A 25397-nucleotide genomic window follows, 5' to 3' on the forward strand; every position below is an offset into this window, starting at 1 on the left:
GACGATTTCCCGGCCGCGATCCGGCTGAGCTGGACGGATACCCGCCAACTGCGTCCGAAGCCGGTGAGTTCCTCCCGGCGAAACGGACATATTGACTGGTGGCATTCCGGGCGCTAGCGTCCTGCGTCATAAAAAGGAAAGTTTCTTAACTAATTCTGGAGCGGGGCGCCGATGATGGTGAGTTCCTGGTCCCGGGCGGTGGCCGCGGTTTCGGCACTGGTCCTCGGGGGTTTGACGGTTCCGGCGGTTACGGCCGCGGCGGCGGTACAAGGTGAGGTCCGGGTCGACCAGGTCGGCTACGGCATCACCGAGACCAAGCACGCCTATCTCCTGTCCAGCGCGCCGGGTTCGTTCTCGGTGATCGACGAACGCGGCCGGACCGTCCATCGTGGACGGACGGGTGCCTCGCTCGGCGCGTGGAACGCGAAGTATCCGGCGGTGTACCAGCTCGACCTGTCGAGGGTGTGGCTGCCGGGCAAGTACCGGATCGAGGTCAGCGGCGAGACCAAGGCGACCTCGCCGACGTTCCGGGTGGACACCAAGAACCGGCTCTTCACCCCGCTGGTCCGCGCCACCAACGAGTTCTTCCAGGCGCAGCGCGACGGCGACGACATCATCCCCGGCCGCCTCGACCGCAAACCCTCGCATCTGGCCGACAAGCAGGCCACGGTCTACGAATGGCCCGCGTTCGGCGGTGAATTCGGCGACGAGATCACCGAACCGCTGAAGCCGTCAGGCGGGCCGATCGACGTCGAGGGCGGCTGGGTCGACGCGGGCGACTTCGTCAAGTTCACGTCGAACACGGCGTACTCGCTGGCGGAGCTGGGTTACGTGCTCCGCGAGGGCCACGACCCGGCGCTGGCCAAGGAGGTCAAGCTCGGCCTCGACTGGCTCGACAAGATGTGGGACGAGCAGAGCAAGACGCTCTACGCCCAGGTCGGGATCGGGACGGGGAGCGACAAGTTCGGCTTCCTCGGCGACCACGACGTCTGGCGGAACCCGCACGACGACGATCCGCTCGACGTGAAACCCGGTGACCCCAAGTACTTCGTCAAGCACCGGCCGGTCTTCCCGGCGAACCCCGGCGGATCCGGGCTCAGCCCGAACCTCGCCGGCCGCGTCGCCGCCGCCTTCGCGCTCGGCGCGCAGGTCGAGGCGAAGCGGAACCCCGCGTTGGCAAGGGAATACCTCGCCGAGGCCTCGTCGGTCTTCGCGCAGGCCAAGACCGAGAACGTCGGCGAACTGGTCACCGCGTTCCCGCACGCGTACTACCCGGAGTCGTCCTGGCGGGACGACATGGAACTCGGCGCGACGCAGCTGGCCCTGGCGGCCAAGGCCCTGCGTGACCCGCGGTCGGCCGACTGGACGCGGCAGGCGGCGCACTGGGCGAAGGCCTACATCGACGTCGAAGAGAAGAGCACGCTCAACCTGTACGACACCAGCGCGCTGGCGCACGCCGAACTGGCGAAGCTCCTGCGCCACGGCGTCCCGGGTGCCGCGCTCGGTCCGAAGGAACTGATCGGCGACCTCCGCCGTCAGCTCGACGAAGGTGTCGCGAGCGCGGCTCAGAGTCCTTTCCGGACCGCCGTCTCGGTGAAGGAATTCGACGCGGCCAGCAAGAGCTTCGGGTTCGCCGCGACGGAGCGGCTGTACGCGGACCTGACCGGTGACCGCCGGTACGCGGCGTTCGGTTCGCAGCAGCGGAACTTCACCCTCGGCGCGAACGCCTGGGGTATCTCGCTGGTCGTCGGCGTCGGCACCACGTACCCGCGGTGCCCGCACCACCAGGCGGCGAACCTCGCCGGCGAGGAGAAACTGCTCTACGGCGCCGTCGTGAACGGCCCCAACGGAGCGGAGAACTTCGAGCACATGGAGCTCCCGCCCGGTTCGAAGGACTGCCGGAAGCCCTTCGACGCCTTCGACACCCCCGAGGCCCGCTACGCCGATGACCTCGCGTCGTGGCCGAGCAACGAGCCCGCCATCGACTTCACCTCGACGGCCATGCTCGCGTTCGCGCTGACCGGACGTTCCTGAGGCGTGATCGCGGGGCCCGCTTTCCGGCGGGCCCCGCGTTCGCGTAGCCGACAACTCCTGTTCGCGGCGATGCCGCCGCTCCGGACGGTGACGACGTCGTAGGCTTGGCGGGGTGAGTGAGACAAGCGAGTTCCCCGACGGCCAGTACCCGGAACGTCCGATCGAGCGCCACAAGGGCCCGGTCGTGCTGCGGCGGGATCGCCGTGACCAGGGCAGCACCACCGACCAGCGCCTGCTGGACTCACGGGGGCCGAGCGACTGGGTGCACACCGACCCGTGGCGTGTGCTGCGGATCCAGGCGGAGTTCGTCGAAGGCTTCGGCGCGCTGGCCGAGGTGCCGCGCGCGGTGACGGTGTTCGGTTCGGCGCGGACGAAGCGGGACCACCCGGAGTACGAACTCGGCCGCAAGATCGGCGGCGCGCTCGCGAACGCGGGCTTCGCGGTGATGACCGGCGGCGGCCCCGGCGCGATGGAAGCGGTGAACCGCGGCGCCAACGAGGCGGGCGGCTTCTCCGTCGGCCTCGGCATCGAGCTGCCGTTCGAGCAGGGCCTGAACCCGTGGGTCGACCTCGGCGTCAACTTCCGGTACTTCTTCGCCCGCAAGACCATGTTCATCAAGTACTCGCAGGCGTTCATCTGCCTGCCCGGCGGCTTCGGCACCCTCGACGAGCTGTTCGAGGCGCTCACCCTGGTGCAGACGAAGAAGGTCACGAAGTTCCCGGTCGTGCTGTTCGGCAGCGACTACTGGGGCGGCCTGTACGACTGGATCGCCAGGACGCTGCTCGCCGAGGGCAAAATCGGCGAGAAGGACCTCGACCTGCTGCACGTCACCGACGACATCGACGACGCCGTGCGCGTCGTCCAGGAGTCGTACCAGGCATGGGAGGACACCCACTGATGGCGGCGCCGCGCCGGGTCTGCGTCTTCTGCGGCTCTTCGATGGGCTTCGACCCGCGCTATGCCGACGAGGCGCGTGCGCTGGGCACGTTGCTCGCGTCGCGGGGGATCGGGCTGGTGTATGGCGGCGCTTCGGTCGGGACCATGGGCGTCGTCGCGGACGCGGCACTGGCCGCGGGCGGCGAGGTGATCGGCGTGATCCCGGAGGCACTGGGCAGCGTCGAAATCGCGCACGCCGGCCTGACCGAACTGCACGTCGTCGCCGACATGCACCAGCGGAAGGCGAAAATGGCCGCGCTGTCCGACGGCTTCCTCGCGCTGCCCGGCGGGGCCGGGACGCTGGAGGAACTGTTCGAGGTGTGGACGTGGGCACAACTCGGACTGCATGAGAAGCCGATCGGGCTGGTCGACGTCGGCGGGTACTACGCGCCGCTGCTGAAGTTCGCCGACCACATGGTGTCGGAGGGCTTCCTGTCGGCGGGGTACCGGGACATGCTCTCGATCGACTCGGACGCTTCGGTGCTTCTGGACGCTTTCGCGGACTACGTGCCTCCGCCGCGGCCTAAGTGGGCTAAGTAGGTCTTAGGCCGTGAGTGGCTCCTGCTGGAGCTGCTTCGGTACATGAAGGACCCCTTCATTGCGCCTAGCGCCGTGAAGGGGTCCTTCATGTACTTGGGCTGGCGCGAATGGCGCCTTCACACGCGCTACTTGTGACTTGTGGGACCGCTGGTGCCTGTGGGGTTTGTGAGGTGACCGGCCAAGTCCGTGAAGGGCCCCTTGAGGGACCCAGAGTCCGTGAAGGCCTCCTTCACTACCTTGAGGGTAGGGAAGGAGGCCCTCACGGCACTCCACCCAGCTGGCCGCGCCCGAAATGCGCCAAAAGTCCCTGGAGTCACAGTCGCGCGTGCAATGAAAGACTCCTTCATCGCAAAATTTGCGATGAAGGAGCCTTTCATTGCAGCGGCGAGGCAGGGAGCGCGAGCAGCGGGGGAGCAAGGGACCTTTGCTATCGCCCCACCCCGCCGAACCGTCAGGCGGCGCTCTGATCAGGCCGTTTGTGGTACGAGTCGACGTACTCCTGCCCCGAAAGCTCCAGAATCGAGTACATGATCTCGTCGGTCACCGAGCGCCGGATCGCCGGCGACGAGTCCTGCCCCTCGTATCGCGAGAAGTCCAGGGGCGTGCCGTAGGTGACGGTGATCTTCGCCCGGCGCGGGATCCGCTTCCCGGCGGGTTGCAGGTCTTCGGTGCCGGAAAGGGCGACGGGCACGACCTTCGCGCCGGTCGCCAGCGCCAGTGCGGCGACACCGGTGTGGCCGCGGTGCAGCCGTCCGTCCAGGGAGCGGGTGCCCTCGGGGTAGATCGCGAACGCGCCGCCCGCGTCGAGCACCTTCCGCGCCGCTTCGAGCGCGGCGAGGCCGGCCTGCGCGTTGCCGCGTTCGACCGGGACGTAGCCGAGACCGCCCAGGAAACCGGCCATCAGTTTGCCCCTGAGCCCGCGGCCGGTGAAGTACTCCGCCTTGCCGAGGAACTTGACCTGCCGCATCGCCGTGAAAGTGATCACGCCGGTGTCCAGGGCCGCCCGGTGGTTGGGCGCCAGCAGCACCGGCCCGGTGGCGGGAATGTTCTCCACGCCGCGGATCTCGGGGCGGTACAGCGCCCTGACCAGCGGGCCCAGCACGAATCGGACGAGTAGCGGTAGCAAGGTTCCTCCATCGACAGGGTGTCGGACTCCAGCATGGCACGATCACTACTCATGAGTTGGTTCGAGCGGCGCACCTGGCAGAACCCCGATTGGACGCTCGACGACATCGTCGCTGCGAAGGGTGACCGGACGGTTTCGGTCGTGCTACCGGCGCTCGACGAAGAGGACACCGTCGCCGAGGTCGTCGGCACGGTCCGGCCCTTGCTGGGCACTGTCGTCGACGAGCTCGTGGTGATGGATTCCGGGTCCACCGACGCCACCGCCGAGCTCGCCGAGCGTGCCGGCGCGCGGGTGGTGCACCGTGAGGACGTGCTCCCCGAGCTGCCGCCGGTGCCGGGCAAGGGCGAGGTGCTGTGGCGGTCGCTGGCCGCGACGACCGGTGACGTCGTCGTGTTCCTCGACTCCGACCTCGTCGACCCGGATCCGGCGTTCGTGCCGACCCTGCTCGGGCCCTTGCTCTGCGAGGACGGCGTCCACCTGGTCAAGGGGTTCTACCGGCGGCCGCTGCGGCTGGAGAGCAGCGGCGGCGGCCGGGTCACCGAGCTGCTGGCGCGACCGGTCCTTTCGGCGCTGCGCCCGTCGCTCTCGGGACTCATCCAGCCCTTGGGTGGCGAGTACGCCGCGACGCGGGAGTTCCTCGAGTCGGTGCCCTTCGCGGCCGGGTACGGCGTCGAGATCGGGCTCATCCTCGACGCCGAAGCGCGCTACGGCCTTGAAGGGCTCGCGCAGGTCAACCTCGGCGTACGCAAGCATCGCAACCGTTCGCTGCTTCAGCTGGGTGTGATGGCGCGCCAGATCCTCGGGACGGCGCTCGCGCGCTGCGGCATCAAGTCCGACGACCCGGCCCAGCTCACCCAGTTCGCGCAACTAGGTGACGAATGGCTGCCGGAGGTGGCCGAGGTGTCGGTGAGTGACCGGCCGCCGATGCGGGACGTGCGCGGTCTAACCGAGTCGTAGGACTTCGTCGAACCCGGCCACCTGCGACTCACGATGCGTCACCAGGACCACGGTGCCGCGTGCGGCCGCGAGCACGTCCGCCAGGACGGCGTCGCCGTGCTCCGGGTCCAGCCCCTCGACAGGCTCGTCCAGCACGAGCACCGGCGGCGCGGCCAGCACTGCCCGCGCGAGCACGAGCCGCTGGCGCTGCCCACCTGACAGCGCGTCGCCGTCTGAGCCGGCTTCGCGGTCCAGCGGCAGATCGAAACCGGCCGTCGCGCACGCCGAGAGCAGCTCCGAGTCGGTAGCGCCGGGCTTCGCGAGCAGCAGGTTTTCCCGGACGGTCGTGTGGAAGACGTGCGCTTCCGCGAGCGCGCCGGAGACCACCGTGGGCAGCAGTGCGGGGTCGTATTCGTCGAGCGCCCGTCCGTTCAAAACGGCACGTCCGGACGTCGGCGCCACGGAACCCAGCAGCACGTTCAGCAACGTCGTCTTCCCGGCCCCGCTCGGCCCGACGATGGCGACGCGCTTGCCCGGCGGCAGATCGAGGTCGACGCCGTCCAGCGCCGGGGCCCTGCCTTCGAACCGGACGCCGACCCCTTCGAGCCGCAGATGTCCCGGTTCGGGCACCGCGCTCCCGCGTGCGGGCGGCGGTTCGGTCAGCAGTGCGCGCACTCGCTCAGCCGACGCGCGGACCTCGACCCAGCGCTGGGCGGCCGCGGTCAGCGGGAGGACCAGCTCGAACACGGCCAGCGCGCCCAAAGCCAAGGCCGCCGTCTGCGGCGGTGAGACCCCTGAGGTCAGGGCGATTGCGACGCAGGTGAGCAGCTGGACGAGGATCCCGGCCGCCGTCAGCAGGCTCGTGCGGTTGGCCGTCGCGTGGTCCCGCCCCGCCAGCGCGTCGACAGCAGCGTGTGCGGAGTCCACAGTGGACTCGTGCACGCCGTAGGCGATCAGCTCACGTCGCCCGGTGATCAACTCCACCGATCGTTCGGCGAGGTCGGCGCGCGCCGGGGCGCTCTTCTCCGCGGCCGCGCGGGTGATCCGGACGCACAGCCACGGCAACCCGATCCCCGCCACGGCGAGCCCGAGCGCCAGGACGAGCCCGGCCGCCGGGCTGACGAGCAGCGCGACCGCGGTCGACACCGAGCCCACGAACGCGGCGACCCCGGCGGGAAGCAGGCACCGCAGGATCGCGTCTTGCACGGCGTCCACATCGGATACTAACCGCGTGACGAGATCACCACCGGAATGCCGGGAGACCCGGTGCGGCAGCAACGACGTGTACACGCGGGTCCGCAGGGCGCCGAGATAACGCAGGACGACCTCGTGCCCGGCCAGCCGTTCCGCGTACCGCAATCCGCCGCGCAGCAACGCCAGCGTCCGGACGGCGACGATCGCCACCGTGAGCGACGCCAGCGGCGGCTGTTCGGCCGCCTTCAGCAGCAGCCACGCGGCGGTCGCCATCAACGCCAGCCCGGCCAGTTCCGCCCCGGCCCCGATCGACCCGGCACGGACCAGTCGCACGACGTCCTTTGTGGACACACCCCAGACGTTCACACCAGTTCCCGTTCTCTTACGGCGCCATCGCGGACTTCGAGGACGCGGGTGGCCAGCGCGGCCATCGCGGGCCGGTGGGCCACGAGTACCGCGGTCCGGCCGGTGAGCAGTTCGCGGGTCGCGCCGAGCACGGCCGCCTCGGTTTCCGTGTCGAGCCTGGCGGTCGGTTCGTCGAGCAGCGCGAGCCCCGCCTCCGTGCGGGCCAGCGCCCTGGCGAGGCCGAGCCGTTGCCGTTGCCCGGCCGAAAGCGGCGCGCCGAGCTCGCCGATCCGGGTCCGATAGCCGTCGGGCAGGCCGCGTACGACCTCGTCGAAAGCCGCCGCGCGAGCCGCCGCCTGGACGTCCGGCACCTGGCCCATGGCGATGTTCTCCTCGACGGTCCCGGTGAACAACGTCGGCCGCTGCGGCACCCACGCCGTCCCGGCCCGCCATCGCGCCGGATCCAGTTCGCGCAGGTCGACGCCGTCGACGAGGACCCTGCCGGAAGTGGGCGTGACGAAACCCAGCAAAACCGCCAGCAGCGTGCTCTTCCCGGAACCACTGGGACCGACGAGCGCGACGTGCTCACCCGGCTCGATCGTCATGTCCACTTCGGACAGCACGGTCTCGTCGCCGTACGCGACGCTCACCTTGTCCAGCACGATCCGCGGCGCACCGCGGCCTGCCACCCGCGAACCACCGACGACGTCCTCCGTGGGGACGGCCAGCGCTTCCCGCAGCGTGGCGAGCCCTTCCGCGCTGGCGTGGAACTTCGCCCCGGCCGCCCGCAGCGGCAGGTACGCCTCCGGGGCGAGCAGCAGCACCAGCACCGCGGTGTGCACGACCATGCCGCCTTCCAGCAGCCGGAAGCCGATCGGCACCGCGACCAGCGCCACCGAAAGCGTCGCCACCAGTTCCAGCACCAGCGCGGACAGGAAGGCGACGCGCAGCGTGCGCATCGTCGCGTCGGTGTGCGCGTCCGCCATCGCCCGCACCGTCTTCGCCTGCGCCTCGGCGCGGCCGAACACCTTGAGCGTGCCGAGCCCGCGCACGACGTCGAGGAAATGCCCGCCCAGCTGGGAAAGCAGCGACCACTGCTTGGCGGTCTTCGCCTTCGTGTGCTGTCCGACCAGGATCGCGAACACCGGGATCAGCGGCAGCGTCGCGAGGATGATCAGCGCCGACGAAAGGTCCGCGGCGAACAGCCGGACGAGCACCGCGACCGGCACGATCGCCGACAGCACCACCGTCGGCAGATAGCCGGTCAGGTAGGCGTCGCCCGCGTCGATTCCCTTGGTCACCAGTGTCGCGACCTCGCCGGGGGTCTCCGCCTCCGCGCCGAGAAGCCGTTTGCGCAGCCCGGCCTTGACCGTCGCCGCGAACCGGCCGCCGAAGGAGCCCTGTACGCCCGCGAGCAGCGCCCGTACCGCGATGGCGGCCACGAGCGTCCAGGTCACACCGCCGCCGGTGAGCAGCGTCGCGAGGCCGTCCGCCTGGACGAGGATCGCCGCGGCGGTCAGCGTGCCGAGGACGGCCAGTACGCCGAAATGGCGTCGCAATCCGGGAAGGGGAGGCATCTGGGGCTCCTAGAAGTGCAGCAGCGAACGCTGGTCGACGCGGTCGTCGTTCCGGCGCCAGGTCACCCACTGCACGGCGGCGATCGCCAGCAGTGCGGGCGGCAGGACGACGGTGAGCAGGCCGAGCATCTCGGTGCTGCTGGCCGCTTCCGTCAGGCTCAGCGAGAATCCGACGTCCACAGAGGACACCAGGACGTCCGGCAGGCGCAGGGTTCCGACGGCCAGCACCGGCGACGCGGACAGGGTCATCGTGGCGACGAGCGCCGTCTTGTGCCGCCCCGCGCGCAAAGCCGCGTACGCGACGCTTAAGGCACCGAAGGCCAGCACGATCGCGGGCAGCACGGTCCACGACGCGGTGGTCTCGAAGGCGCCCCAGCCGACCGCCACGACCAGGAACGCGAGCGATGGCGCGAGCAGCGCCTTGGCGATCCGGTTCGCGCGGGCGGTGAACTCCGCGGGTGCCCGCACGGCGAGGAAAGCCGCCCCCTGCAAGGCGAACAGCGCGACGAATCCGGCACCCCACAGCAACGCGTACGGATCGAACGAGGCGAGGACACCGCCGGTCGGTTTCCCCGCCGCGTCGAGCGGGAGCCCGAGGACGAGGTTGCCGAGGAACACCCCCCACGACACCGCCGTCACCCACGCGCCGACGGTGATCGCCAGCGTCCAGGCACCGCGGCCGGCGTCCGGCCGCCTGCTGCGCAACTGCACCGCCGCGGTGAACGTGACCAGGCCGAGCAGCAGGGTGACGACCGGGAGATACGCCCCGGAGAACACTTTTCCTTCCAGATGCGGGAAAGCGCCGAACAGGACGCCGACCGCGGCCACCAGCCAGACCTCGTTGGCCAGGAAGAACGGGCCGAACGCGCCGAGTACGCGCCGTCGCCCGGCCTCGTCACGGCCGATCCTGCCGAGCAGCATCCCGACGCCGTAGTCGTAGCCTGCCAGGGCGAAATAACCCGCGGTCAGGAAACCGAGCACACACCACCAGAGGATCACCATCGGTCAGACTCCGCTCAGGACGGGAAGTTCGGCGCGTGGCGCGGCCGCTTCTTCGACGGGTTCCGGGCCGCGTTTCGCGACCCGCGACATCAGCACCCAGTCGGCGATCGCCAGCACCAGGAACAACAACGTGAAGGCGATGAAGGAGAACAAGATCTGGCCCGCCGGGATCGACGCGACGGCGTCGGCGGTGGTCAGCTGCCCGCGGATCAGCCACGGCTGACGGCCGATCTCCCGCACCAGCCACCCGAGGATCGCCGCGACGAACGGCAGCGGGATGGCCAGCACCATCACGTACAGCAGCGGCCGCACCTTGGTGATCCAGTTCCGGAACAGCAGCAGCGTGCCGAGGATCGAGGCGAGGAAGGCGATGAACCCGATCTGGATCATGAAGCCCAGCGAGACACCGACGAGGGGATCCGCTCCTGCCAGCTTGTCGGGGTGGTACTCCCCGAGCGGGCCGAACTGGGCGAAACCGAAGCCGATCACCAGCGTGCTGCCGATGAGCGAGGTGAGTACGCCGATCCGCATCGAGCGCCGGAAGAACTCGATCTCCGTGGTGCGCTTGATGAAGTGGTACGCGCTGACGCCGACCACGAAGAAGCCGCCGGTCATCAGCGCCGCGCTCAGCACGTGCGGCAGCGAGGACACGAGTGCGGGGTTCGTGAACAGCGCGCCGAAGTCGTCGAGTTTCAGCACACCGTTCTCGGCGTGCGTGCCGACCGGGTTCTGCAGGAACGAGTTGGCCACCATGATGAACAGCGCCGAGGCGTACGCGGTCAGCGTGACCAGCCAGATCAGCGTCAGGTGAACCCATTTGTTCAGCCGCCCCCAGCCGAAGATCCACAGCCCGAGGAAGGTCGATTCGGCGAAGAACGCCACCAGCGTCTCGATGGCCAGCGGTGCGCCGAAGACGTCGCCCGCGACCGCGGACAGGCCGGTCCAGGTGAGCCCGAACTGGAATTCCATCACGATTCCGGTGACGATTCCCAGCGCGTAATTGATCACGTAAAGCTTGCCCCAGAAGCGAGTCATCCGCGTGAGTTCCGGCTTGCCGCCGAACGCGGAACGTGTCTGCATCACCGCGACGAGTGTCACGAGCCCCAGTGTGAGCAGCACGAACAGGAAGTGGAACGAGGTCGTCGTCGCGAACTGGAGTCTCGCGATCGGGAGTGCGTCCATGTCGAGGCACTGTATACGTAGGCTGCCTACATGTAGCCACTAAATCTATGAAATCGGGGTGATCTCGGGGACATTCCCTGAGGCCGGTCCGGGAAAGTCCCGGCTACCCTGGTATGCGGCGATGTGTAGACTGTCTATCTATGAAGGCCGACAGCCTGCGCGGGCACCTCGACGCGTTGCTCCTCGCCGTCCTCGACGGCCGGAAGCTCCACGGGTACGCCATCATCGAGGCGCTCCAGCTCCGCAGTGACGGTGCGCTCGACCTGCCGACGGGCACCGTCTACCCGGCGCTTCGCCGGTTGGAGCGCGCCGGATACCTCGCCAGCGAATGGGACGTCGTATCCGGCCGCAAACGTCGTACGTACAAGCTCACCCGCTCCGGGCAGAAGGCCCTGGCCGCGGAACGGGCGGAGTGGCAGGAGTTCACCACCGTGATCGGTGGTGTCCTCGGGGGGAGCACGGCATGAGCGCGATCGAGGCGTACATCGGCGACCTGGACAGGCGGTTGCATGGGTCGGCGAAGGCGAAGACCGATCTGCTCACCGAGGCGAGGGACGGCCTGGTCGACGCGGCCGAGGCGTACCGCGAGGGCGGCGTAGGCGAGGCGGAAGCCGAACGCCGTGCCGTCGCCGACTTCGGTCCGGTCGCCGTGATCGCGCGCGACTATCAGGCCGAATTGGCGTTGCGCGGCGACATCGGCACCCTGTGGAAGGTCATCGTCGGGATCCCGCTGATCCATGTGAGCTGGGAGCTGGCGCGGATCTGGACCTACGGCGACTGGAGCCGGAGCGGGAAGTCGAACCCGGAGTGGTACATGTCCGTCATCGAACTCTTCGGCGTCCTGGTCATCGTTCCGCCGCTGATCGGCGTGGTCGCGCTGTTCGGCGCCCGGCGGCTGGGCCGCAGGCTCGACAGCGTCAGGCTGGGGCAGGTGACGAGATGGACGGTGGGCGCCGCGGCGGGTACGAATCTGCTGGCGCTGCTGTTGCTCACCGTGGGCACCGCGGCCCTTGATCCGGCCAGGATGAACGTGAGCCTGGCGTGCAACGTGCTGGCGGCAGGCTGGGCGGCGTTCAGTCTCTGGTTGCTTTCGCCCGCCTTCCGGTCCCGGCACGCGCTCGCCGCATGAACGCGATCGAGACTTACCTCGGCGATCTCGACGCCCGCCTGCGCGGGCCGTCGGCGGCGAAAGCCGACCTGCTCGCCGAGGCGAGGGACGGTCTGGTCGACGCGGCCGAGGCCTACCTCGCGGGCGGTGTCGGCGAGGCGGAAGCCGAACGCCGTGCCGTCGCCGATTTCGGCCCGGCCGAGCTGATCGCGCGTGACTATCAAACGGAACTGGGGCTGCGGCGCGACATCCGCGTGCTGTGGGAGCTGATCGCCGGTGTCCCGCTCCTGATCCTCGCCTGGGATCTGGCGCGGGCCTTCGCCGACTGGTCGCGGCTCGGTACCACGCCGTCCTGGTACCACCGCGCGATCGGCGCGGCCGACACGCTGGCGGCGCTGTCCCCGGCCGTCGCGGTCGCCGGGCTGCTCGCCGCACGGCTGCTCTCGCGGCGGACGGCCGGTCCGCCGGTCGCGCGCGCGGTCTCGTGGACGCTGGCCGCGGCCGTGGGACTGAACCTCGTCGCGGTCGCGACGTACGGCGGCGCGACCGGACTGATGGAGCCCGCCCGCATGCTCGTCAGCGTGCCGTGCGCGGTCCTGTCCGGCATCTGGATCCTGTTCAGCATGCGGCTGACGGTCGCCGCGCGGAGTTGGAGAACCACGGCATGACGGTGATCGAGTCCTATCTCGGGGAACTGCGCTCACGGCTGGACGGCCCGGCGTCGGCGAAACGGGACCTTCTGCGCGAGGCGCGCGACGGGCTCAACGACGCCGCGGACGCGTACCGCGACGGCGGCTGGAGCGAGCACGACGCGCAGCGGCGCGCCGTCGCCGACTTCGGCCCGGTGCACCTGATCGCCCGGGACTACCAGGCCGAACTCGGCATGCACAGCGGCACCCGCACCCTCTGGAAACTGATCCTCGGCGTGCCGCTGATGCAGCTCGCCTGGGAGCTCGCCCGGAAATGGACCTTCGGCGAATGGTCGCAGCTCGCGCCGGCGCCGGGTTGGTACAAGTACATCGCCCAGTTCACCCACGGTTCGGTCTTCATCGTGCCGGTGCTGGGGGTGATCGCCCTCGTCTCCATGCGCTGGCTGTCCCGGCGGATGGACGGCACCCGGCTGGTCAAGACCGCCGGCGTGCTGATCGGCGAGGCCGTCGGGCTGAACCTGCTTTCGGTGGGGCTGCTGGTGATCGCGACCGGCGTCATCGACGCGTCGAGGCTGTTCCTGTCCGTGCCGTGCGGGCTGCTGATGATCCTCTGGGTGGTGGTCAGCGTGCGACTCGCGTTGCTGGCGCGACGATCGTGGCGTTCGTGTGCCACGATCGTGGCGTGACGACCGCCCTGATCTATCTCGTAGTCATGCTGCTGGTGGCCGCCGTGGTGTTTCTGCTGGCCGCCGTGGTGTTCGGCCGGGGTGAGGAGCTGGCCCCGCTGCCGCCCGGCAGCTCGCCGACCAGGCTGCCCGCCGAGGACATCACCGCCGAGGACGTCCACGCCGTCCGCTACCAGATGGTGCTGCGCGGCTACAAGATGTCCGAAGTGGACTGGGTGATGCGGCGGCTCGGCGTCGAGATCGAGGACCTGCGGGCCAAAGTGGCCGAACTGCAGGCCGAGCGCGAGGGTGCCAGGTGACGGACGTCGTCGTCTCCGTCGACGTCGCGGTACCGGCCGGGACGGCTTGGCTCGCGCTGACCGACTGGGAACGCCAGGGCGAATGGATGCTCGGCACCGAGGTCAAGGTCGTCGAGGGCAACGGGCGCAGTGTGGGTTCGAAGCTGTCGGCCTTCACCGGCGTCGCCGGCATCGGGTTCACCGACACCATGGAGATCACCAGCTGGGAGCCGCCGCTGCGGTGCGTCGTGCGGCACCTCGGCAAGATCGTGCAGGGCACCGGGGTCTTCCAGGTGATCGAGAAGGGGCCGCATTCGTCGACGTTCGTCTGGGCGGAGCATCTGCGGCCGCCGTTCGGCGTCGTCGGACGGCTCGGCTGGCCGGTCGCGAAACCGGGTTTCGAACTGGGACTGCGGCTGTGCCTGCAGAAATTCGTGAAATACGCGGAGGGGTACCGGGTTGGCTGAGGCGGGTCTGCTGGGCGCGGACGGGATCAAGCGGTGCTCGTGGGGCAATTCGGCCCCGGATTACGTGATCTACCACGACACCGAATGGGGTGTCCCGCTCCACGGCGACGAGGAGCTCTACGAGCGACTGTGCCTGGAGTCGTTCCAGTCCGGGCTTTCCTGGATCACGATCCTGCGGAAGCGGGAGTCGTTCCGGAAGGCGTTCGTCGGATTCGTGCCGGAGAAGGTCGCCGTCTTCACCGACGACGACGTCGAACGGCTGATGCAGGACGCGTCGATCGTGCGGAACCGGGCGAAGATCCTGGCGGCGATCAACAACGCCAGGGCGATCGAGGAACTCGACGGTTCGCTGGACGACCTCCTGTGGTCGTTCGCGCCCTCGCGGCATAAGCGGCCGCGCACGATGGGCGACGTCCCGGCGATCACCGACGAGTCGAAGGCGATGGCGAAGGAACTCAAGAAGCGCGGCTTCGTGTTCCTGGGGCCGACGACCTGTTACGCGCTGATGCAGGCGACCGGGATGGTCGACGACCACGTGAAGGACTGCTTCCGGGCCGCTTAGCTCGCGCGGGCGTGCAGGTCCTCGGCCAGCCGTTGGAGCGTTCGGTAGGTGCCGTCGAACTCGATCACGCCACCGTCACGCAGTTCGATGGTGCATCTCGCGACGTACGCGAAGGGGACGATGTAGCTGAACCGAAACTCGGTGCCCTGGTAACGCACTGAGCGGACTTCGGCCCACGCGATCGCCTGCCGGACCTTGCGTCCGTAGACCTCCGCGAAACCGCCGTCGAAGACGTAGAGACCTCCGTCGAGACGTTTCCGCGTCAAGGCACACCACCAGAGGAAGAGCGGCGTCCACACGAACAGCACTATGGCCAGCGCTCCGGTCTGATCGCCTTCGCGAATCCCGATCGCGAGAGCGCCCGCTAGTGGCGCGAAGGCGAAGAAGGTCCCGATGGCGCCCGGCCTGCGGCGGTAGCGGCGGACGCAGTCGCCGAGGTCGCGCTTGGCGGCTATCGCCTTGAGGTGCGGCGGGGTCGGGATCACTCCCGGACGCTAGTCGCGGCGGTCCGGTACCGGTCCCGAGCGCGCTATGAAGGACGCTTTCATTGCGAAATTTGCTATGAAAGCGTCCTTCATTGCACGTCGCGAGGGGTTACTTGCCCTGGAAGTCCGGCTTGCGCTTGCCCACGAACGCCTCCACCGCTTCGGTGTGGTCGGCCGTCGCGCCGAGCGCGGTCTGGGCCTCGTCCTCGGCCGCCAGCGCGGTGTCGAGGGACGACTCCGCGGCGACGGACAGCACGTTCTTGATCTTCGCGTACGCGACCGTCGGGCCGGCCGCGAGCTTCGCGGCGACCTTCTGCGCACGGGCGGCCAGTTCCTCGTCCGGGACGACTTCGCCGACCAGGCCCAGCGTCAGCGCCTCGGCGGAGTCGACGGTGCGCGCCAGCAGCATCAGTTCGGCCGCGCGGCCGAGACCGATCAGCCGCTGCAGCGTCCACGACGCGCCCGAGTCCGGGCCGAGGCCGACGTTCGCGAACGCCATCAGGAAGTTCGCCGACGTCGCGGCGATCCGGAGGTCGCTCGCGTAGGCGAAGGCCGCGCCCGCGCCGGCCGCGGGGCCGTTCACCGCGGCGATGACCGGCTTCGGCATCCCGACGATGGTCTTGACGATCGGGTTGTAGTGCTCCTTGACCGTGTGTAGCGGAGCGGGGTCACCCGCCTGCAGCAGCCCGACGTGCTCCTTCAGGTCCTGCCCGGCGCAGAACGCCTTGCCGGAACCGGTCAGCACGACCGCGCGGACACTGTCGTCGGCCGCGGCCTCGGTCAGGCCCGCCAGCAGCAGTTCCTTGAGTTCGACGGTCAGCGAGTTGTACGCCTGCGGCCGGTTCAGCGTGAAGGTGCGCACGCCTTCGGCGTCGGCGGTCAGCAGAACGTCGGATGTGGTCACGGGATCTCCTAGTCGGCGAAACTGCGGTCTGAGACGAAGTCTTTCAGCCTCGCGAGCCGCATACCAGCACCGATACGGCGGCAAAAGATCGGTCCGCGTTCGCGCTCGGCCGCTGATGAGGGACAATGGACAGTAGACCCGGCTGGCTTTGACGAGCGCGACCCGGGCGCGCCGGTTGAGACGGAGGGAGCACGCTATGGCGGCCATGAAGCCCCGGACCGGAGATGGTCCCCTCGAAGTGACTAAGGAGGGGCGGGGCCTCGTGATGCGCGTACCACTCGAAGGTGGTGGGCGCCTCGTCGTCGAACTCTCCGCGGAAGAAGCGAAGGATCTCGGCGCGGCCTTGCAGGAGGTCACCGGCTGAGCCGGACCGCACCAACGTTCAACCACCCGCACCCCGGTCTCCCTTCGGAGGCCGGGGTCGCGGTTCATCTGCGCCCGGAGGTCGCTCACTGTGCGTAACCCGCTACCCCCCGTTCCGGGGAAGCTGCTCGAACTCGAGGTCTCGGACGACCTACGGCGCGGTACGCCGCTGGCCACGTTGATCGCCGCGCCGTCCGAAGAGGACGGTGACGCCGGACTCGCGGAGATCGGCGGCGTGCGGCCCACCGGCAAGGCCGGTGACGTGCAGACCGTTCCGACCGGCGGCGTCCGCTGGCTGGCGGGTGTCGGCGACGGTGAGCCGAAGCAGTACCGCAAGGCCGGTGCCGCGCTGGTCCGCGCCGTCTCGTCGGCGCTGGAGGAAGACGTCAAGGCGGGTCAGAAGGCGTTCCGCGCCTTCGCCGTCGAACTGCCCGAGGACGCGGGCGCCGAGCACGTCGAGGAGCTCGCGTTCGGGCTGCTGCTCGGCGGCTACCGGTTCACCGTGACGGCCGACGAGCCGAAGCCGAGTCCGCGGACCGTGCGCTTGATCACACGTCACAAGGACGCCACCGACGCCTTGGAGCGGGTCCGTGAACTCGCGGCGGCCGCCGCGTTCGCGCGCGACCTGGCGAACACGCCGTCGAACGTCAAGACCCCCGCCTGGCTCGCCGACACGGCCGTCCGGGTCGCCGGCGACATCCCGAACCTGACCGTGACGGCCAGGGACGAGAAGTGGCTGGTGGAGCAGGGCTTCGGCGGCGTCCTCGCCGTCGGCGGCGGCTCGGCCGCGCCGCCGCGGCTGATCGAGCTGGAGTACCGGCCGCGCGGGGCGACGACGCATCTGCTGCTGGTCGGCAAGGGCATCACCTTCGACACCGGCGGCCTTTCGATCAAACCGGCCGACGGCATGCACCTCATGCGCACCGACATGGCGGGCGGCGCGGCGATCATCGCCGCGGTCCGCGCGATCGCCGCGCTGCGCCTGCCGGTCAAGGTGACCGGGCTGGTCCCGGCCGCCGAAAACCACGTTTCCGGTTCGTCGTACCGCCCCGGCGACATCGTCCGGCACTACGGCGGCAAGACGACCGAGGTGGGCAACACCGACGCCGAGGGCCGCATGGTCCTGGCCGACGCGCTCGTCTACGGCATCAAGAAGCACAAGCCGGACGCGGTGATCGACGCGGCGACGCTGACCGGCGCCATGAAGGTTTCGCTCGGCGTCCGCACCGGCGGCGTCTTCGCCACCGACGACGCGCTCGCGGAGCGGGTCACGAAGGCGGGCGAGCGGGTCGGCGAGGCGTGGTGGCGGATGCCGCTGCTGGAGGACCTCGCCGAGTCCGTGCAGGGTTCGCTCGGTGACGTCCAGCAGGCGCCCGGCGGTCCCGGCGGAATCGTCGCGGCGCTGTTCCTGCGGGAGTTCGTCGGCGACGTGCCGTGGGCGCATCTCGACATCGCCGGACCCGCGCGGGCCGACAAGACCTACGCCGACGTCGTCCCGGGAGCCACCGGGTTCGCGGCGCGGACGCTGGTCGAACTGGTCGCCTCCTACGCCTGACCTGCGGTTACCTGCGGGGCGGTAGCAAGGGACCTTTGCTATCGCCCCGCGGGCGCACCCTGGGCATGGGCTGGGTCGGCGCGTCTCCGGCATGGGCGGTGAGACGGCGCGCGATCCTGGTCGCCGGGCCCTTCAGGTACCGGTACGCGAGCCACGCCGTGACGGAGCCGAGGACGAATCCGGCGAGCACGTCGTGCGGGTAATGCGCGCCGACGAAAACCCGCGAGAAGCCCATCAGCAGGGCGCCCGGGAGCACCCACGGCGCGAGCTGTCGCCAGGCCAGTGCCAGTCCGACGGCGGCCGCCGCGGCGATCGTGGAGTGGTTGCTCGGCAAGGACCAGTCGCCGGCCGGCGGGCATTCGACGAGTGTGACGAGGCCTCGGCAGGGCCGGTCTTCGCGGATCACGCTCTTCGTCGCTTCGCTGATCAGGTACGCGATCGCGGTCGCCGCGGGCGGCAGCAGCGCCACGGCCAACCGGACGGGCGAACTGCGCGCCCGCCACAACATCCAGGCGAAGAGCCCCGCGAAGGCGAGCAGTCCTGCTTCGGTGAACAGGATTCCTACTGCCTGAAGCCAGCTCGGGCTCGCGCCTGCCAACTCCACGATGTCGTCGTACATTCACCCGAAGTTAGCGAAAACGACGCGCCCGCGCGGTGGACGAACGGCAGGGACCGACCCTGACGATCGTCACCAATGCTGCGCGCGCACCCGTTCCCGGAACCGCAGCACGGCGGGCGGCAGCACCACGTCGCGACGCCAAGCCAGCCCGATGGTCCGCCCGACCGGCGGCACCAGCGGGACTTCGGCGACGCCCGCGGGGCTGCCGGGTTCGAACCGGGGGAGCAGCGCCACCCCGAGCCCGGCCGCGACAAGCCCGCGGACGGTGTCGGACTCCTGTCCCTCGAAAGCGATCTTCGGCGCGAAGCCGGCCGCGGCGCACAGGTCGTCGGTGATGGTGCGGAGGCCGTAGCCGGTTTCAAGGAGGACGAATTCCTCGTCCTTGAGGTCTTCGATGGCGGCGCTGGGCCGGTCGGCGAGGCGGTGCGACGTCGGAACGGAGAGGAAGATCTCCTGTTCGGCGAGCACGGCGGTGTCGAGCAGCGGGTCGTCCACGGGGGCGGGCGCGAGCAGCGCGAGGTCGAGCTCGCCGCTGGTCAGCCTGTCGACCATGTCCTGACGCGAGCCCTGGACCAGCGTGAACCGGACTCCCGGATGGTCCGCGCGGTAGCTGCGGAGCAACGTGGGGACCAGCGACCTGCCGAGCAGGTGCAGGAAGCCGAGGACGACGTGCCCGGATTCGGGATCGACCTCTTCGCGGGCCTGGCGGACTCCGGCGTCGACAGCGGCGAGTGCGCGTTCGGCGGCGTCGGCCAGCAACTCGGCGGCACGGGTGAGCCGGATGCCGCGGCCGTCGGGGACCGTCAGCGGCGCGCCGAGGGCCTCGCCGAGCGCCGAGATCCGGCGGCTTACCGTGGGCTGCGGGACACCGAGCAGTTCGGCCGCGCGTGTGACATTCGTCGTGCGGCGAAGTGCGGTGAGCAACGCGAGCTGGGGGGCTAGCTGGGCGGTCATCCTTTCATTCAGCACGGTATCGATTGTGACAGATGATCGTATTAGACGTATCGTTTAGCCAGGCTTAGCTTCGTGATCGTGCCTGCCACCGGAACCACCCGCCGCGTGACGATCGCCGTCGCCGCGGCCGGGATCTCGTCGTTCGCGCTGCTCTACGCGCCACAACCGGTGCTGCCGCAGCTCGCCGAGCAGTACCACCTCGATCCCGGTGGCGCCTCGCTCGCGGTGAGCGTCGCGACCGGCGCGCTCGCGATCGCCGTACTGCCGATCGCGGCGCTCTCCGAGGTCGTGGGACGGCGTCCGGTGATCATCGCTTCGGTGATCTCGTCGGTGGTGTTCGGCTTCCTGCTGCCGCTGGCGCCCAGCTACCCGGCGCTGCTCGTGCTGCGGGCGCTGCAAGGGGTCGCCATCGCGGGGTTCCCCGGAGTGGCCGCCGCCTATCTCGCGGAACGGCTCGGCAAGGCCGGGCTCGCGGCCGCGGTCGGCGCGATGATCGCCGGGAACACCATCGGCGGCATGATCGGCAGGCTCGCGGCCGGGTTCACCGCCGGACCGTTCGGCTACCACGGCGCGCTGCTCGTCGTCGCGGGCATCGGCCTGGTCTGCACGGTGGTCACGGTGCTGGCCCTGCCACCGGGGGAGCAAGGGACCTTTGCTATCACGTCGGCGGATCGCCGCAGGTCAGAGCGGCTGCGCGAGCAAGGACGGGCGGTGCTGGCCGGGCTCGGCGCCGCCGTCCGGAAACCGGTCCTGCTGGTCCAGTACGCGGTCGCGCTGCTGGCGATGGGCTCGTTCGTCGCGCTGTACAACGCCGCCGGGTTCCGCCTGACCGGCGAGCCGTTGAACCTCTCGCCCGCGATCGCGTCGCTCGTCTTCCTCGCCTACGCGATGGGCTCGGTCTCGTCGGCGACCGCGGGCAAACTCGTCGGCCGGTTCGGCCGTCGAGGGGCGCTCGCCGGCGCCCTGCTGCTCACGATCGCGGGCGCCGCGCTGACGCTGTCCGACTCGCTGCCGATGGTCGTCGCCGGTTTCGTGGTGCTGACCGGCGCGTTCTTCGCCGCGCACGCCGTGGCCAACGGCTGGGCCGCGGCGGAGGCGCCCGAGAACGCCCGGGGCCAGGTCGGCGGGCTCTACACGCTTTCGTACTACCTGGGCAGCAGCATCGGCGGCGCCGTCGGCGCGACCGTCTACGGCCATGCGGGCTGGACCTGGCTGATCGTGCTCACCGCCGCCTGGCTCGCCATCGCCGCGGTCGCCGTGGTCGCGGTGGTCCCCAAGTCCGTGAAGGCCTCCTTGAGGGACTCTGGGTCCCTCAAGGAGGCCTTCACGGAACAGGCGCTGAGGCGATAGCAAAGGTCCCTTGCTACGCGATCGCGCCGACCAGCAGCCCGCCACCCACCGGCAGCAGCGCCGGAACCAGCCGCTCGTCCTCCCGGAAGGCCCGCGCGACCTCGCGCAGCGCCAGCGTGTCCGGATCGCGCCGTGAGGGATCGGTCACCCTCGTCCCCGAGACGTTGTGGAACGCCAGTATCCCGCCGGGCCGGAGCAGCGCCACGGCCTGCTCGTAGCAACTCGGGTACTCGATCGGCGCCGAATCGACGAACACCAGGTCGTAGCCGCCGGGGGTGAGCCGGGGGAGGACCTCGAGCGCGCGCCCCAGGATCAGCCGGGTCCGCCCCGGCGGGTAACCGGCCTCGCGGAACGCCGCCCTCGCCGCCCGGTGGTACTCGGGCTCGATGTCGATCGAGGTGAGGATCCCGTCGTCGACCATGCCGCGGAGCAGGCACAGCCCGCTCACCCCGGCCCCGGTCCCGACCTCCACGACGGCCTTCGCCCGCAGCGTCGTGGCGAGAAAACGCAGAGTCGCACCCGCGCCCGCACTCAGCGGACCGCACCCCAGATCGGCCGACCGCGCCCGCACGGTGGCCAGAACCTCGTCGTCGGGTACGTACCCGTCGACGAGGTCGGCGTCGGCGGCCTCGGCAGGCGAGCCCGCATGCGTCCCGGAATTCACACGCGGAGGTTAGCGCTGCCTATCGCCAAAAGAGCGAAGACTCCCTGGTACCGACTTCTCAGCCTCCTCTCAGTCCAGTCTCACTAGAAACATAAGCAGGCCGGACAGACTGGTCCTCGACAACGGGAACACCGTGCTCATCGCCCGCGTTGGGTGGAGTAGTTGGGAGAAGACGCTGATGGAGGTGCCTACTTCCCCGATGCAGGAAACGATGCAGGACCAGCACGCGGACCAGGTCACGCCGGTGACGGTGGACGAGGCCGCATGGACGCCGCCCTCGTGGGACGAGGTCGTGCGTGAGCACGCTGACCGCGTGTACCGGCTGGCGTACCGCCTGACCGGTAACGCCCACGACGCCGAAGACCTGACGCAGGAGACCTTCATCCGGGTCTTCCGCTCCCTCGCGTCCTACAAGCCCGGCACGTTCGAGGGCTGGCTGCACCGCATCACCACGAACCTCTTCCTCGACATGGCCCGCCGCCGCTCCCGCGTGCGGATGGAAGGCCTCCCCGAGGACACCGACCGCATCGTCGGTGACGACCCGAGCCCGGAGCAGGTCTACTCGGACACCCATCTCGACCCGGACCTGCAGGCCGCGCTCGACGAGTTGCCGCCCGAGTTCCGCGCCGCGGTCGTGCTGTGCGACGTCGAAGGCCTCTCGTACGAGGAGATCGGCGCCACCCTCGGTGTCAAACTCGGCACCGTGCGCAGCCGGATCCACCGCGGCCGCCAGGCGCTTCGCGCTTCTTTGGAGCGTCGTCGCGCCGCGGCGCAGGAGTCTGCGAAGGTGGGGGTATGACCGCACCGCGAGGTTGGGGGCTCCCCGAGTCGCATCTTCTTCCGGACGCCATCGTCGCCTTCGTGGACGGCGAGCTGTCCCTCGGCGCCCAGGACAGGGCTTCGGCGCACCTCGCCCGCTGCCAGGCGTGCGCGGCCGAGGTCTCCGCGCAGCGCCAGGCCGTCAACGCCGTGAAGCAGGCGGGAGCCCCGTCGATGTCGGCGGGTTTCCTGGCCAGCCTGTGCTCCATCCCGCAGAACACCGAACTTCCCGGCACGCCGGACAACCTGGCGATGACGGCAGACGGCCAGCTGGTCGCCATCCAGCGGCCCGACAGGGTCGCCGGCCTTCGTGACACCGGAGTGCTGGGCGGGACCACCCCGTTGGGATCATCGGCGCCGCTGGGCCAGTCGCCGAACGTCCTCGGCGGCGGACGTTTCGGCGTCACCCGGCGGAAGTACGCGCAAGGCGCCGGCGTCGTCGTTTCGGGGCTGGTGCTGAGCGCCCTCGCCCTCGTCGCGACCTCGGGTGACGGCAGCGAAGAACAGCCGAACACCGGCTTCACCCCGCCGCAGGGGGTCAACGCCGGTCTGCTGCCCGCGCAGCTGGGCGGCGGCACCCCACCGGAACCGCCGCGCAGCCCCGCGCCGAGCCCGAGCACGTCGAGCGCGCCCATGCCCGTCTCGGCCCGCTGATCTGCTTCGTCAGGGTTTGACGAAGCAGATCGTCGCGCTCTTGAACTGCGAAGTCCCGTAGCTGGCGTAGGAGATGACTTCCGCGGTGCCTTCGGCGCACGGACTGTTCACCACGCTCATCTGCGGGAAGACCTCACTGATCCTCAGCCGCGCCGAGCCGCAGTCCTTCAGCGGCGGCGGTGTCTTGGTCTCGATGTCGTCGAAACACAACCCGACCTTGGCGTTGATCGCCAGGCACAGGGCGACGCCGTCACCGCGTACCGGCCTCGGGACGGCGTACTTGTAGAAACCGTCCTTGCAGTTCCAATCGCCCTTGTCGACACCGGTGAGGCTCACCGCGTAAGGGGCTTGCGGCGAATCGCACGGCGTCTTGACCGCGTCGGCCTCCTTGCCGGATCCGGTCAGTACCACGCAATCGCCCTCGGTGAGCGCTTTGGCCTGCTTCTCCGGCCCGGCGGCCGCCTTCATCACGAAGATGAAGCCGATCCCGCCACCGACCACGACGAGCGCGGCGACGAGCAGCAGCACCTTCACCTTGGTGGACAGGCCCTTCTTCTTGGGCGGCTGCTGCGGCCAGCCCTGGTGCTGCGGCCACTGCTGTTGCGGCCATTGCTGCTGCTGAGGGACGTTCTGGGGCGGAAAGGGAGCCCCCGGGTTCTCCGACATGCCCGTTAGACTGCCAGACGTGAGACATGGTTGCCTCAAGTGTCACACTTCTTGGCCGATCCGGGGAATCAACGCGCACTTCACCGTGGTCACGGCAGAATCCAGGGCGAGGCTTGGCGTACTCTCGCGTCCGGCCAACCTGATCTCAGCCCCGGGGAATGATGACCGAGCAGCCGAACGCGAATCCGCAGCAGCCTGGTGAACCGGCGGGGGATCGGCTGGCGCCGCGCCCGCTGGCCAGGCCCGCCGTCGATCCGGCGCAGGCGGCCACGTTCGGCAGGCCGCGCGGCGTCGACGGCGCCTTCGACAAGCTGTACCAGCCCGGCACGAACGGGCAGGCCGCGCCGGGTCTGAACCTGGCACCCCCGACGCCGGAATCGCTCGCCGAGGCCTTCCGCCGCCCGCCGGGTGCCGAAGGTGTCGTGCTCGAGCGGCCGCAGGGGACCAACGGCTCCGAGCCGTCCGCGAACGGTTCGGAAGGCCCGCTCTGGACCACGACCTCGGACCCGTGGCGCGACCCCGGATCCGGTGCGGTGCTCGCCGGACCCGCCGTCCAGCAGGACTCGGAAGAGGAGAAGGACGCGAAGCGCCCGCAAGGTGCCCTGCTGAGCCTTCCGGAGGTCCTCTTCGGGCGCCGTGTGCAGACCAAGGCGCTCGCGATGCTCGCCGCCGTCGCGCTGGTCATCGGCGCCGTCGGCGGGCTGATCGGCTGGTGGTTCGCCGACACCGGCAGCGAACTGACCGGCCAGGCCAGCATCTCCGAAGCCGACGCGGCCAAGGAACGCCCGGCGGGCTCGATCGCCGACATCGCCCACCGGGTGGCGCCCGCCGTGGTGTCGCTCGAGGTGTTCAAGCCCGGCGCCGACGCCGGCCAGCAGGGCTCCGGCGTCGTCATCGACACCCAGGGCTACGTGCTCACGAACGAGCACGTGATCTCCGCCGCGACGGCCGACTCGGCCACCAAGGTCACCGCCGTGTTCTTCGACGGCAGGCGCGTCGAGGCGAAGGTCGTCGGCTCCGACCCCAAAACCGACCTGGCCGTGGTCAAGGTCGACGTCAACAACCTGACCGCGTTGCAGATCGGGAAGTCCTCCGACCTCGCCGTCGGCGACTCGGTGATCGCCGTCGGCTCGCCGCTGGCGCTGCAGAACTCGGTCACCGCCGGCATCGTGAGCGCGCTCAACCGCCCGGTCACCGCCGGCGGCGACGGCGGCAGCGCGCCGGTGATCTACGAGGCCATCCAGACCGACGCCGCGATCAACCACGGCAACTCGGGCGGCGCGCTCGTCGACGCGACCGGCGCGCTGGTCGGGATCAACTCCGCGATCCGCTCGTCCAGCGCCGAAGGCGGCAGCATCGGTATCGGATTCGCCATCCCGAGCGACTACGCGGTGAAGATCGCGAAAACACTGATCAAGGACGGCAAGGTCGTCCACCCCGACATCGGCATCAACGCTTCGTCCACCGTCGCGGGCTCCAGCACCATGGGCGCGCAGGTTCGCAACGTGGCCCCCGGCGGCCCCGCCGCCTCGGCCGGGATCAAGGAAGGCGACGTCATCACCGAAGTCGGCGGACGGCTCGTCCGCGACTCGGCGGAACTGCTCGTCGCGGTCCGCGCGCGCGAAGTCGGCGAAGTGGTCCCTGTCCGCCTTGTCCGGGATGGGTCTTCGCTTGTGGTGGACGTGAAACTGGCCTCGGACTAGCGAGTTCGGCCGGGGTACCCTGAACGGGAAGACGCCGA

28 protein-coding genes are annotated in these 25397 nt (G+C 69.8%); 17 read left to right on the top strand and 11 right to left on the bottom strand.

Annotated features, from left to right (window positions below; all coding sequences use genetic code 11):
* Positions 1-171: 171 nt before the first annotated feature.
* The 3 genes from ACIHAO_RS21720 to ACIHAO_RS21730 all read left to right on the top strand — a co-directional run bounded on the left by ACIHAO_RS21720 (position 172) and on the right by ACIHAO_RS21730 (position 3510).
* Complete coding sequence (locus tag ACIHAO_RS21720; protein ID WP_396560440.1) at positions 172-2034, top strand: glycoside hydrolase family 9 protein; 1863 nt, start codon at positions 172-174, stop codon at positions 2032-2034.
* A 112-nt stretch (positions 2035-2146) separates the two neighbouring features.
* Complete coding sequence (locus ACIHAO_RS21725) at positions 2147-2932, top strand: TIGR00730 family Rossman fold protein (protein WP_396560442.1); 786 nt, start codon at positions 2147-2149, stop codon at positions 2930-2932.
* A complete protein-coding gene (locus tag ACIHAO_RS21730) occupies positions 2932-3510 on the top strand; it encodes a TIGR00730 family Rossman fold protein (protein WP_396560560.1) in 579 nt (192 codons plus the stop codon). The genes ACIHAO_RS21725 and ACIHAO_RS21730 overlap by 1 nt, the downstream gene beginning before the upstream one ends.
* A gap of 451 nt (positions 3511-3961) precedes the next feature.
* Here ACIHAO_RS21730 and ACIHAO_RS21735 read toward each other — a convergent pair whose 3' ends face one another.
* Positions 3962-4636 carry a lysophospholipid acyltransferase family protein gene (locus ACIHAO_RS21735; RefSeq protein WP_396560444.1) on the bottom strand — a complete coding sequence of 225 codons (675 nt, stop codon included), beginning with the start codon at positions 4634-4636 and terminating at the stop codon, positions 3962-3964.
* 51 nt (positions 4637-4687) lie between these two features.
* On the opposite strand from ACIHAO_RS21735, the gene ACIHAO_RS21740 reads away from it, so the two are divergent.
* Positions 4688-5593: a glucosyl-3-phosphoglycerate synthase gene (locus ACIHAO_RS21740; RefSeq protein ID WP_396560446.1), complete on the top strand. Its 906-nt coding sequence runs from the start codon at positions 4688-4690 to the stop codon at positions 5591-5593.
* Here ACIHAO_RS21740 and cydC read toward each other — a convergent pair.
* The 4 genes from cydC to ACIHAO_RS21760 are packed head-to-tail and all read right to left on the bottom strand — an operon-like array spanning position 5579 to position 10872.
* Positions 5579-7132: a thiol reductant ABC exporter subunit CydC gene (gene cydC, locus ACIHAO_RS21745; protein WP_396560448.1), complete on the bottom strand. Its 1554-nt coding sequence runs from the start codon at positions 7130-7132 to the stop codon at positions 5579-5581. The two genes, ACIHAO_RS21740 and cydC, sit on opposite strands and share 15 nt — an antisense overlap.
* Positions 7129-8688, bottom strand: a complete 1560-nt coding sequence (gene cydD / locus ACIHAO_RS21750; protein ID WP_396560450.1) for a thiol reductant ABC exporter subunit CydD — start codon at positions 8686-8688, stop codon at positions 7129-7131. Before cydD ends, cydC begins: the two co-directional genes overlap by 4 nt.
* A 9-nt stretch (positions 8689-8697) precedes the next feature.
* A complete protein-coding gene (locus ACIHAO_RS21755) occupies positions 8698-9690 on the bottom strand; it encodes a cytochrome d ubiquinol oxidase subunit II (RefSeq protein WP_396560452.1) in 993 nt (330 codons plus the stop codon).
* 3 nt (positions 9691-9693) lie between these two features.
* Positions 9694-10872 (bottom strand): cytochrome ubiquinol oxidase subunit I, encoded by a 1179-nt coding sequence (locus tag ACIHAO_RS21760; protein WP_396560454.1) that lies wholly within the window; start codon positions 10870-10872, stop codon positions 9694-9696.
* 140 nt (positions 10873-11012) lie between these two features.
* Between ACIHAO_RS21760 and ACIHAO_RS21765 the strand changes: the two genes are divergently transcribed.
* Genes ACIHAO_RS21765 through ACIHAO_RS21795 form a run of 7 tightly spaced genes read left to right on the top strand, consistent with a single transcriptional unit; the run spans position 11013 to position 14623 of the window.
* On the top strand, positions 11013-11339 hold the full coding sequence (locus tag ACIHAO_RS21765) for a helix-turn-helix transcriptional regulator (protein ID WP_016331437.1): 327 nt from the start codon (positions 11013-11015) through the stop codon (positions 11337-11339).
* Entirely contained in the window at positions 11336-12001 is a 666-nt protein-coding gene (locus ACIHAO_RS21770) for a permease prefix domain 1-containing protein (RefSeq protein WP_396560456.1), read from the top strand. The genes ACIHAO_RS21765 and ACIHAO_RS21770 overlap by 4 nt, the downstream gene beginning before the upstream one ends.
* Positions 11998-12648 carry a permease prefix domain 1-containing protein gene (locus ACIHAO_RS21775; protein WP_396560458.1) on the top strand — a complete coding sequence of 217 codons (651 nt, stop codon included), beginning with the start codon at positions 11998-12000 and terminating at the stop codon, positions 12646-12648. Before ACIHAO_RS21770 ends, ACIHAO_RS21775 begins: the two co-directional genes overlap by 4 nt.
* Entirely contained in the window at positions 12645-13316 is a 672-nt protein-coding gene (locus ACIHAO_RS21780; protein WP_396560460.1) for a permease prefix domain 1-containing protein, read from the top strand. The genes ACIHAO_RS21775 and ACIHAO_RS21780 overlap by 4 nt, the downstream gene beginning before the upstream one ends.
* On the top strand, positions 13313-13615 hold the full coding sequence (locus ACIHAO_RS21785; protein WP_125780873.1) for a DivIVA domain-containing protein: 303 nt from the start codon (positions 13313-13315) through the stop codon (positions 13613-13615). The genes ACIHAO_RS21780 and ACIHAO_RS21785 overlap by 4 nt, the downstream gene beginning before the upstream one ends.
* Positions 13612-14061, top strand: coding sequence for an SRPBCC family protein (locus ACIHAO_RS21790; RefSeq protein WP_125796582.1), 450 nt, complete (start codon positions 13612-13614; stop codon positions 14059-14061). Before ACIHAO_RS21785 ends, ACIHAO_RS21790 begins: the two co-directional genes overlap by 4 nt.
* Positions 14054-14623 carry a DNA-3-methyladenine glycosylase I gene (locus ACIHAO_RS21795; protein WP_396560463.1) on the top strand — a complete coding sequence of 190 codons (570 nt, stop codon included), beginning with the start codon at positions 14054-14056 and terminating at the stop codon, positions 14621-14623. The genes ACIHAO_RS21790 and ACIHAO_RS21795 overlap by 8 nt, the downstream gene beginning before the upstream one ends.
* Here the strand turns inward: ACIHAO_RS21795 and ACIHAO_RS21800 are convergent.
* Together ACIHAO_RS21800 and ACIHAO_RS21805 are read right to left on the bottom strand one after the other, a co-directional pair.
* A complete protein-coding gene (locus tag ACIHAO_RS21800) occupies positions 14620-15108 on the bottom strand; it encodes a hypothetical protein (RefSeq protein ID WP_396560465.1) in 489 nt (162 codons plus the stop codon). The two genes, ACIHAO_RS21795 and ACIHAO_RS21800, sit on opposite strands and share 4 nt — an antisense overlap.
* 109 nt (positions 15109-15217) lie before the next feature.
* Positions 15218-16012, bottom strand: a complete 795-nt coding sequence (locus tag ACIHAO_RS21805) for an enoyl-CoA hydratase-related protein (protein ID WP_396560467.1) — start codon at positions 16010-16012, stop codon at positions 15218-15220.
* A 196-nt stretch (positions 16013-16208) separates the two neighbouring features.
* Between ACIHAO_RS21805 and ACIHAO_RS21810 the strand changes: the two genes are divergently transcribed.
* The gene (locus ACIHAO_RS21810; protein ID WP_005155393.1) at positions 16209-16376 is read left to right on the top strand and encodes a DUF3117 domain-containing protein; all 168 of its coding nucleotides are present in this window, start codon (positions 16209-16211) and stop codon (positions 16374-16376) included.
* A gap of 90 nt (positions 16377-16466) precedes the next feature.
* Positions 16467-17930, top strand: a complete 1464-nt coding sequence (locus ACIHAO_RS21815) for a leucyl aminopeptidase family protein (protein ID WP_396560469.1) — start codon at positions 16467-16469, stop codon at positions 17928-17930.
* A gap of 7 nt (positions 17931-17937) precedes the next feature.
* On the opposite strand, the gene ACIHAO_RS21820 is transcribed toward ACIHAO_RS21815, so the two are convergent.
* Positions 17938-18549, bottom strand: a complete 612-nt coding sequence (locus ACIHAO_RS21820; protein ID WP_396560471.1) for a phosphatase PAP2 family protein — start codon at positions 18547-18549, stop codon at positions 17938-17940.
* Positions 18550-18618: 69 nt separating this feature from the next.
* Complete coding sequence (locus ACIHAO_RS21825; protein WP_396560562.1) at positions 18619-19503, bottom strand: LysR family transcriptional regulator; 885 nt, start codon at positions 19501-19503, stop codon at positions 18619-18621.
* A gap of 105 nt (positions 19504-19608) precedes the next feature.
* Here ACIHAO_RS21825 and ACIHAO_RS21830 point away from each other — a divergent pair, with 105 nt between their 5' ends.
* On the top strand, positions 19609-20853 hold the full coding sequence (locus ACIHAO_RS21830) for an MFS transporter (RefSeq protein WP_396560563.1): 1245 nt from the start codon (positions 19609-19611) through the stop codon (positions 20851-20853).
* A 13-nt stretch (positions 20854-20866) separates the two neighbouring features.
* On the opposite strand, the gene ACIHAO_RS21835 is transcribed toward ACIHAO_RS21830, so the two are convergent.
* Positions 20867-21517 carry an O-methyltransferase gene (locus ACIHAO_RS21835; protein WP_396560473.1) on the bottom strand — a complete coding sequence of 217 codons (651 nt, stop codon included), beginning with the start codon at positions 21515-21517 and terminating at the stop codon, positions 20867-20869.
* Between the two features lie 178 nt (positions 21518-21695).
* On the opposite strand from ACIHAO_RS21835, the gene sigE reads away from it, so the two are divergent.
* A complete protein-coding gene (gene sigE / locus ACIHAO_RS21840; protein ID WP_034313360.1) occupies positions 21696-22316 on the top strand; it encodes an RNA polymerase sigma factor SigE in 621 nt (206 codons plus the stop codon).
* Positions 22313-22990: an anti-sigma factor family protein gene (locus ACIHAO_RS21845; RefSeq protein WP_396560475.1), complete on the top strand. Its 678-nt coding sequence runs from the start codon at positions 22313-22315 to the stop codon at positions 22988-22990. The genes sigE and ACIHAO_RS21845 overlap by 4 nt, the downstream gene beginning before the upstream one ends.
* A 9-nt stretch (positions 22991-22999) precedes the next feature.
* Here the strand turns inward: ACIHAO_RS21845 and ACIHAO_RS21850 are convergent, their stop codons facing one another.
* Positions 23000-23656: a hypothetical protein gene (locus ACIHAO_RS21850; RefSeq protein ID WP_396560477.1), complete on the bottom strand. Its 657-nt coding sequence runs from the start codon at positions 23654-23656 to the stop codon at positions 23000-23002.
* Between the two features lie 161 nt (positions 23657-23817).
* Between ACIHAO_RS21850 and ACIHAO_RS21855 the strand changes: the two genes are divergently transcribed.
* The gene (locus ACIHAO_RS21855; protein ID WP_396560479.1) at positions 23818-25359 is read left to right on the top strand and encodes a S1C family serine protease; all 1542 of its coding nucleotides are present in this window, start codon (positions 23818-23820) and stop codon (positions 25357-25359) included.
* The last annotated feature ends 38 nt before the right edge of the window (positions 25360-25397 follow it).

It is taken from the genome of Amycolatopsis sp. NPDC052450 (assembly GCF_044547565.1).
Taxonomy (GTDB): domain Bacteria; phylum Actinomycetota; class Actinomycetes; order Mycobacteriales; family Pseudonocardiaceae; genus Amycolatopsis.

Excerpts from the sequence above, each read along its gene's own strand:
- ACIHAO_RS21845 (WP_396560475.1), top strand. The coding sequence starts at position 22,313 with ATGACCGCACCGCGAGGTTGGGGGCTCCCCGAGTCGCATCTTCTTCCG.
- ACIHAO_RS21765 (WP_016331437.1), top strand. The coding sequence starts at position 11,013 with ATGAAGGCCGACAGCCTGCGCGGGCACCTCGACGCGTTGCTCCTCGCC.
- ACIHAO_RS21770 (WP_396560456.1), top strand. The coding sequence starts at position 11,336 with ATGAGCGCGATCGAGGCGTACATCGGCGACCTGGACAGGCGGTTGCAT.
- ACIHAO_RS21850 (WP_396560477.1), bottom strand. The coding sequence starts at position 23,656 with ATGTCGGAGAACCCGGGGGCTCCCTTTCCGCCCCAGAACGTCCCTCAG.
- ACIHAO_RS21760 (WP_396560454.1), bottom strand. The coding sequence starts at position 10,872 with ATGGACGCACTCCCGATCGCGAGACTCCAGTTCGCGACGACGACCTCG.
- ACIHAO_RS21740 (WP_396560446.1), top strand. The coding sequence starts at position 4,688 with ATGAGTTGGTTCGAGCGGCGCACCTGGCAGAACCCCGATTGGACGCTC.
- ACIHAO_RS21820 (WP_396560471.1), bottom strand. The coding sequence starts at position 18,549 with ATGTACGACGACATCGTGGAGTTGGCAGGCGCGAGCCCGAGCTGGCTT.
- ACIHAO_RS21810 (WP_005155393.1), top strand. The coding sequence starts at position 16,209 with ATGGCGGCCATGAAGCCCCGGACCGGAGATGGTCCCCTCGAAGTGACT.
- ACIHAO_RS21730 (WP_396560560.1), top strand. The coding sequence starts at position 2,932 with ATGGCGGCGCCGCGCCGGGTCTGCGTCTTCTGCGGCTCTTCGATGGGC.
- ACIHAO_RS21825 (WP_396560562.1), bottom strand. The coding sequence starts at position 19,503 with ATGACCGCCCAGCTAGCCCCCCAGCTCGCGTTGCTCACCGCACTTCGC.
- ACIHAO_RS21720 (WP_396560440.1), top strand. The coding sequence starts at position 172 with ATGATGGTGAGTTCCTGGTCCCGGGCGGTGGCCGCGGTTTCGGCACTG.
- sigE (WP_034313360.1), top strand. The coding sequence starts at position 21,696 with ATGGAGGTGCCTACTTCCCCGATGCAGGAAACGATGCAGGACCAGCAC.
- ACIHAO_RS21755 (WP_396560452.1), bottom strand. The coding sequence starts at position 9,690 with ATGGTGATCCTCTGGTGGTGTGTGCTCGGTTTCCTGACCGCGGGTTAT.
- cydD (WP_396560450.1), bottom strand. The coding sequence starts at position 8,688 with ATGCCTCCCCTTCCCGGATTGCGACGCCATTTCGGCGTACTGGCCGTC.
- ACIHAO_RS21780 (WP_396560460.1), top strand. The coding sequence starts at position 12,645 with ATGACGGTGATCGAGTCCTATCTCGGGGAACTGCGCTCACGGCTGGAC.
- ACIHAO_RS21775 (WP_396560458.1), top strand. The coding sequence starts at position 11,998 with ATGAACGCGATCGAGACTTACCTCGGCGATCTCGACGCCCGCCTGCGC.
- ACIHAO_RS21855 (WP_396560479.1), top strand. The coding sequence starts at position 23,818 with ATGACCGAGCAGCCGAACGCGAATCCGCAGCAGCCTGGTGAACCGGCG.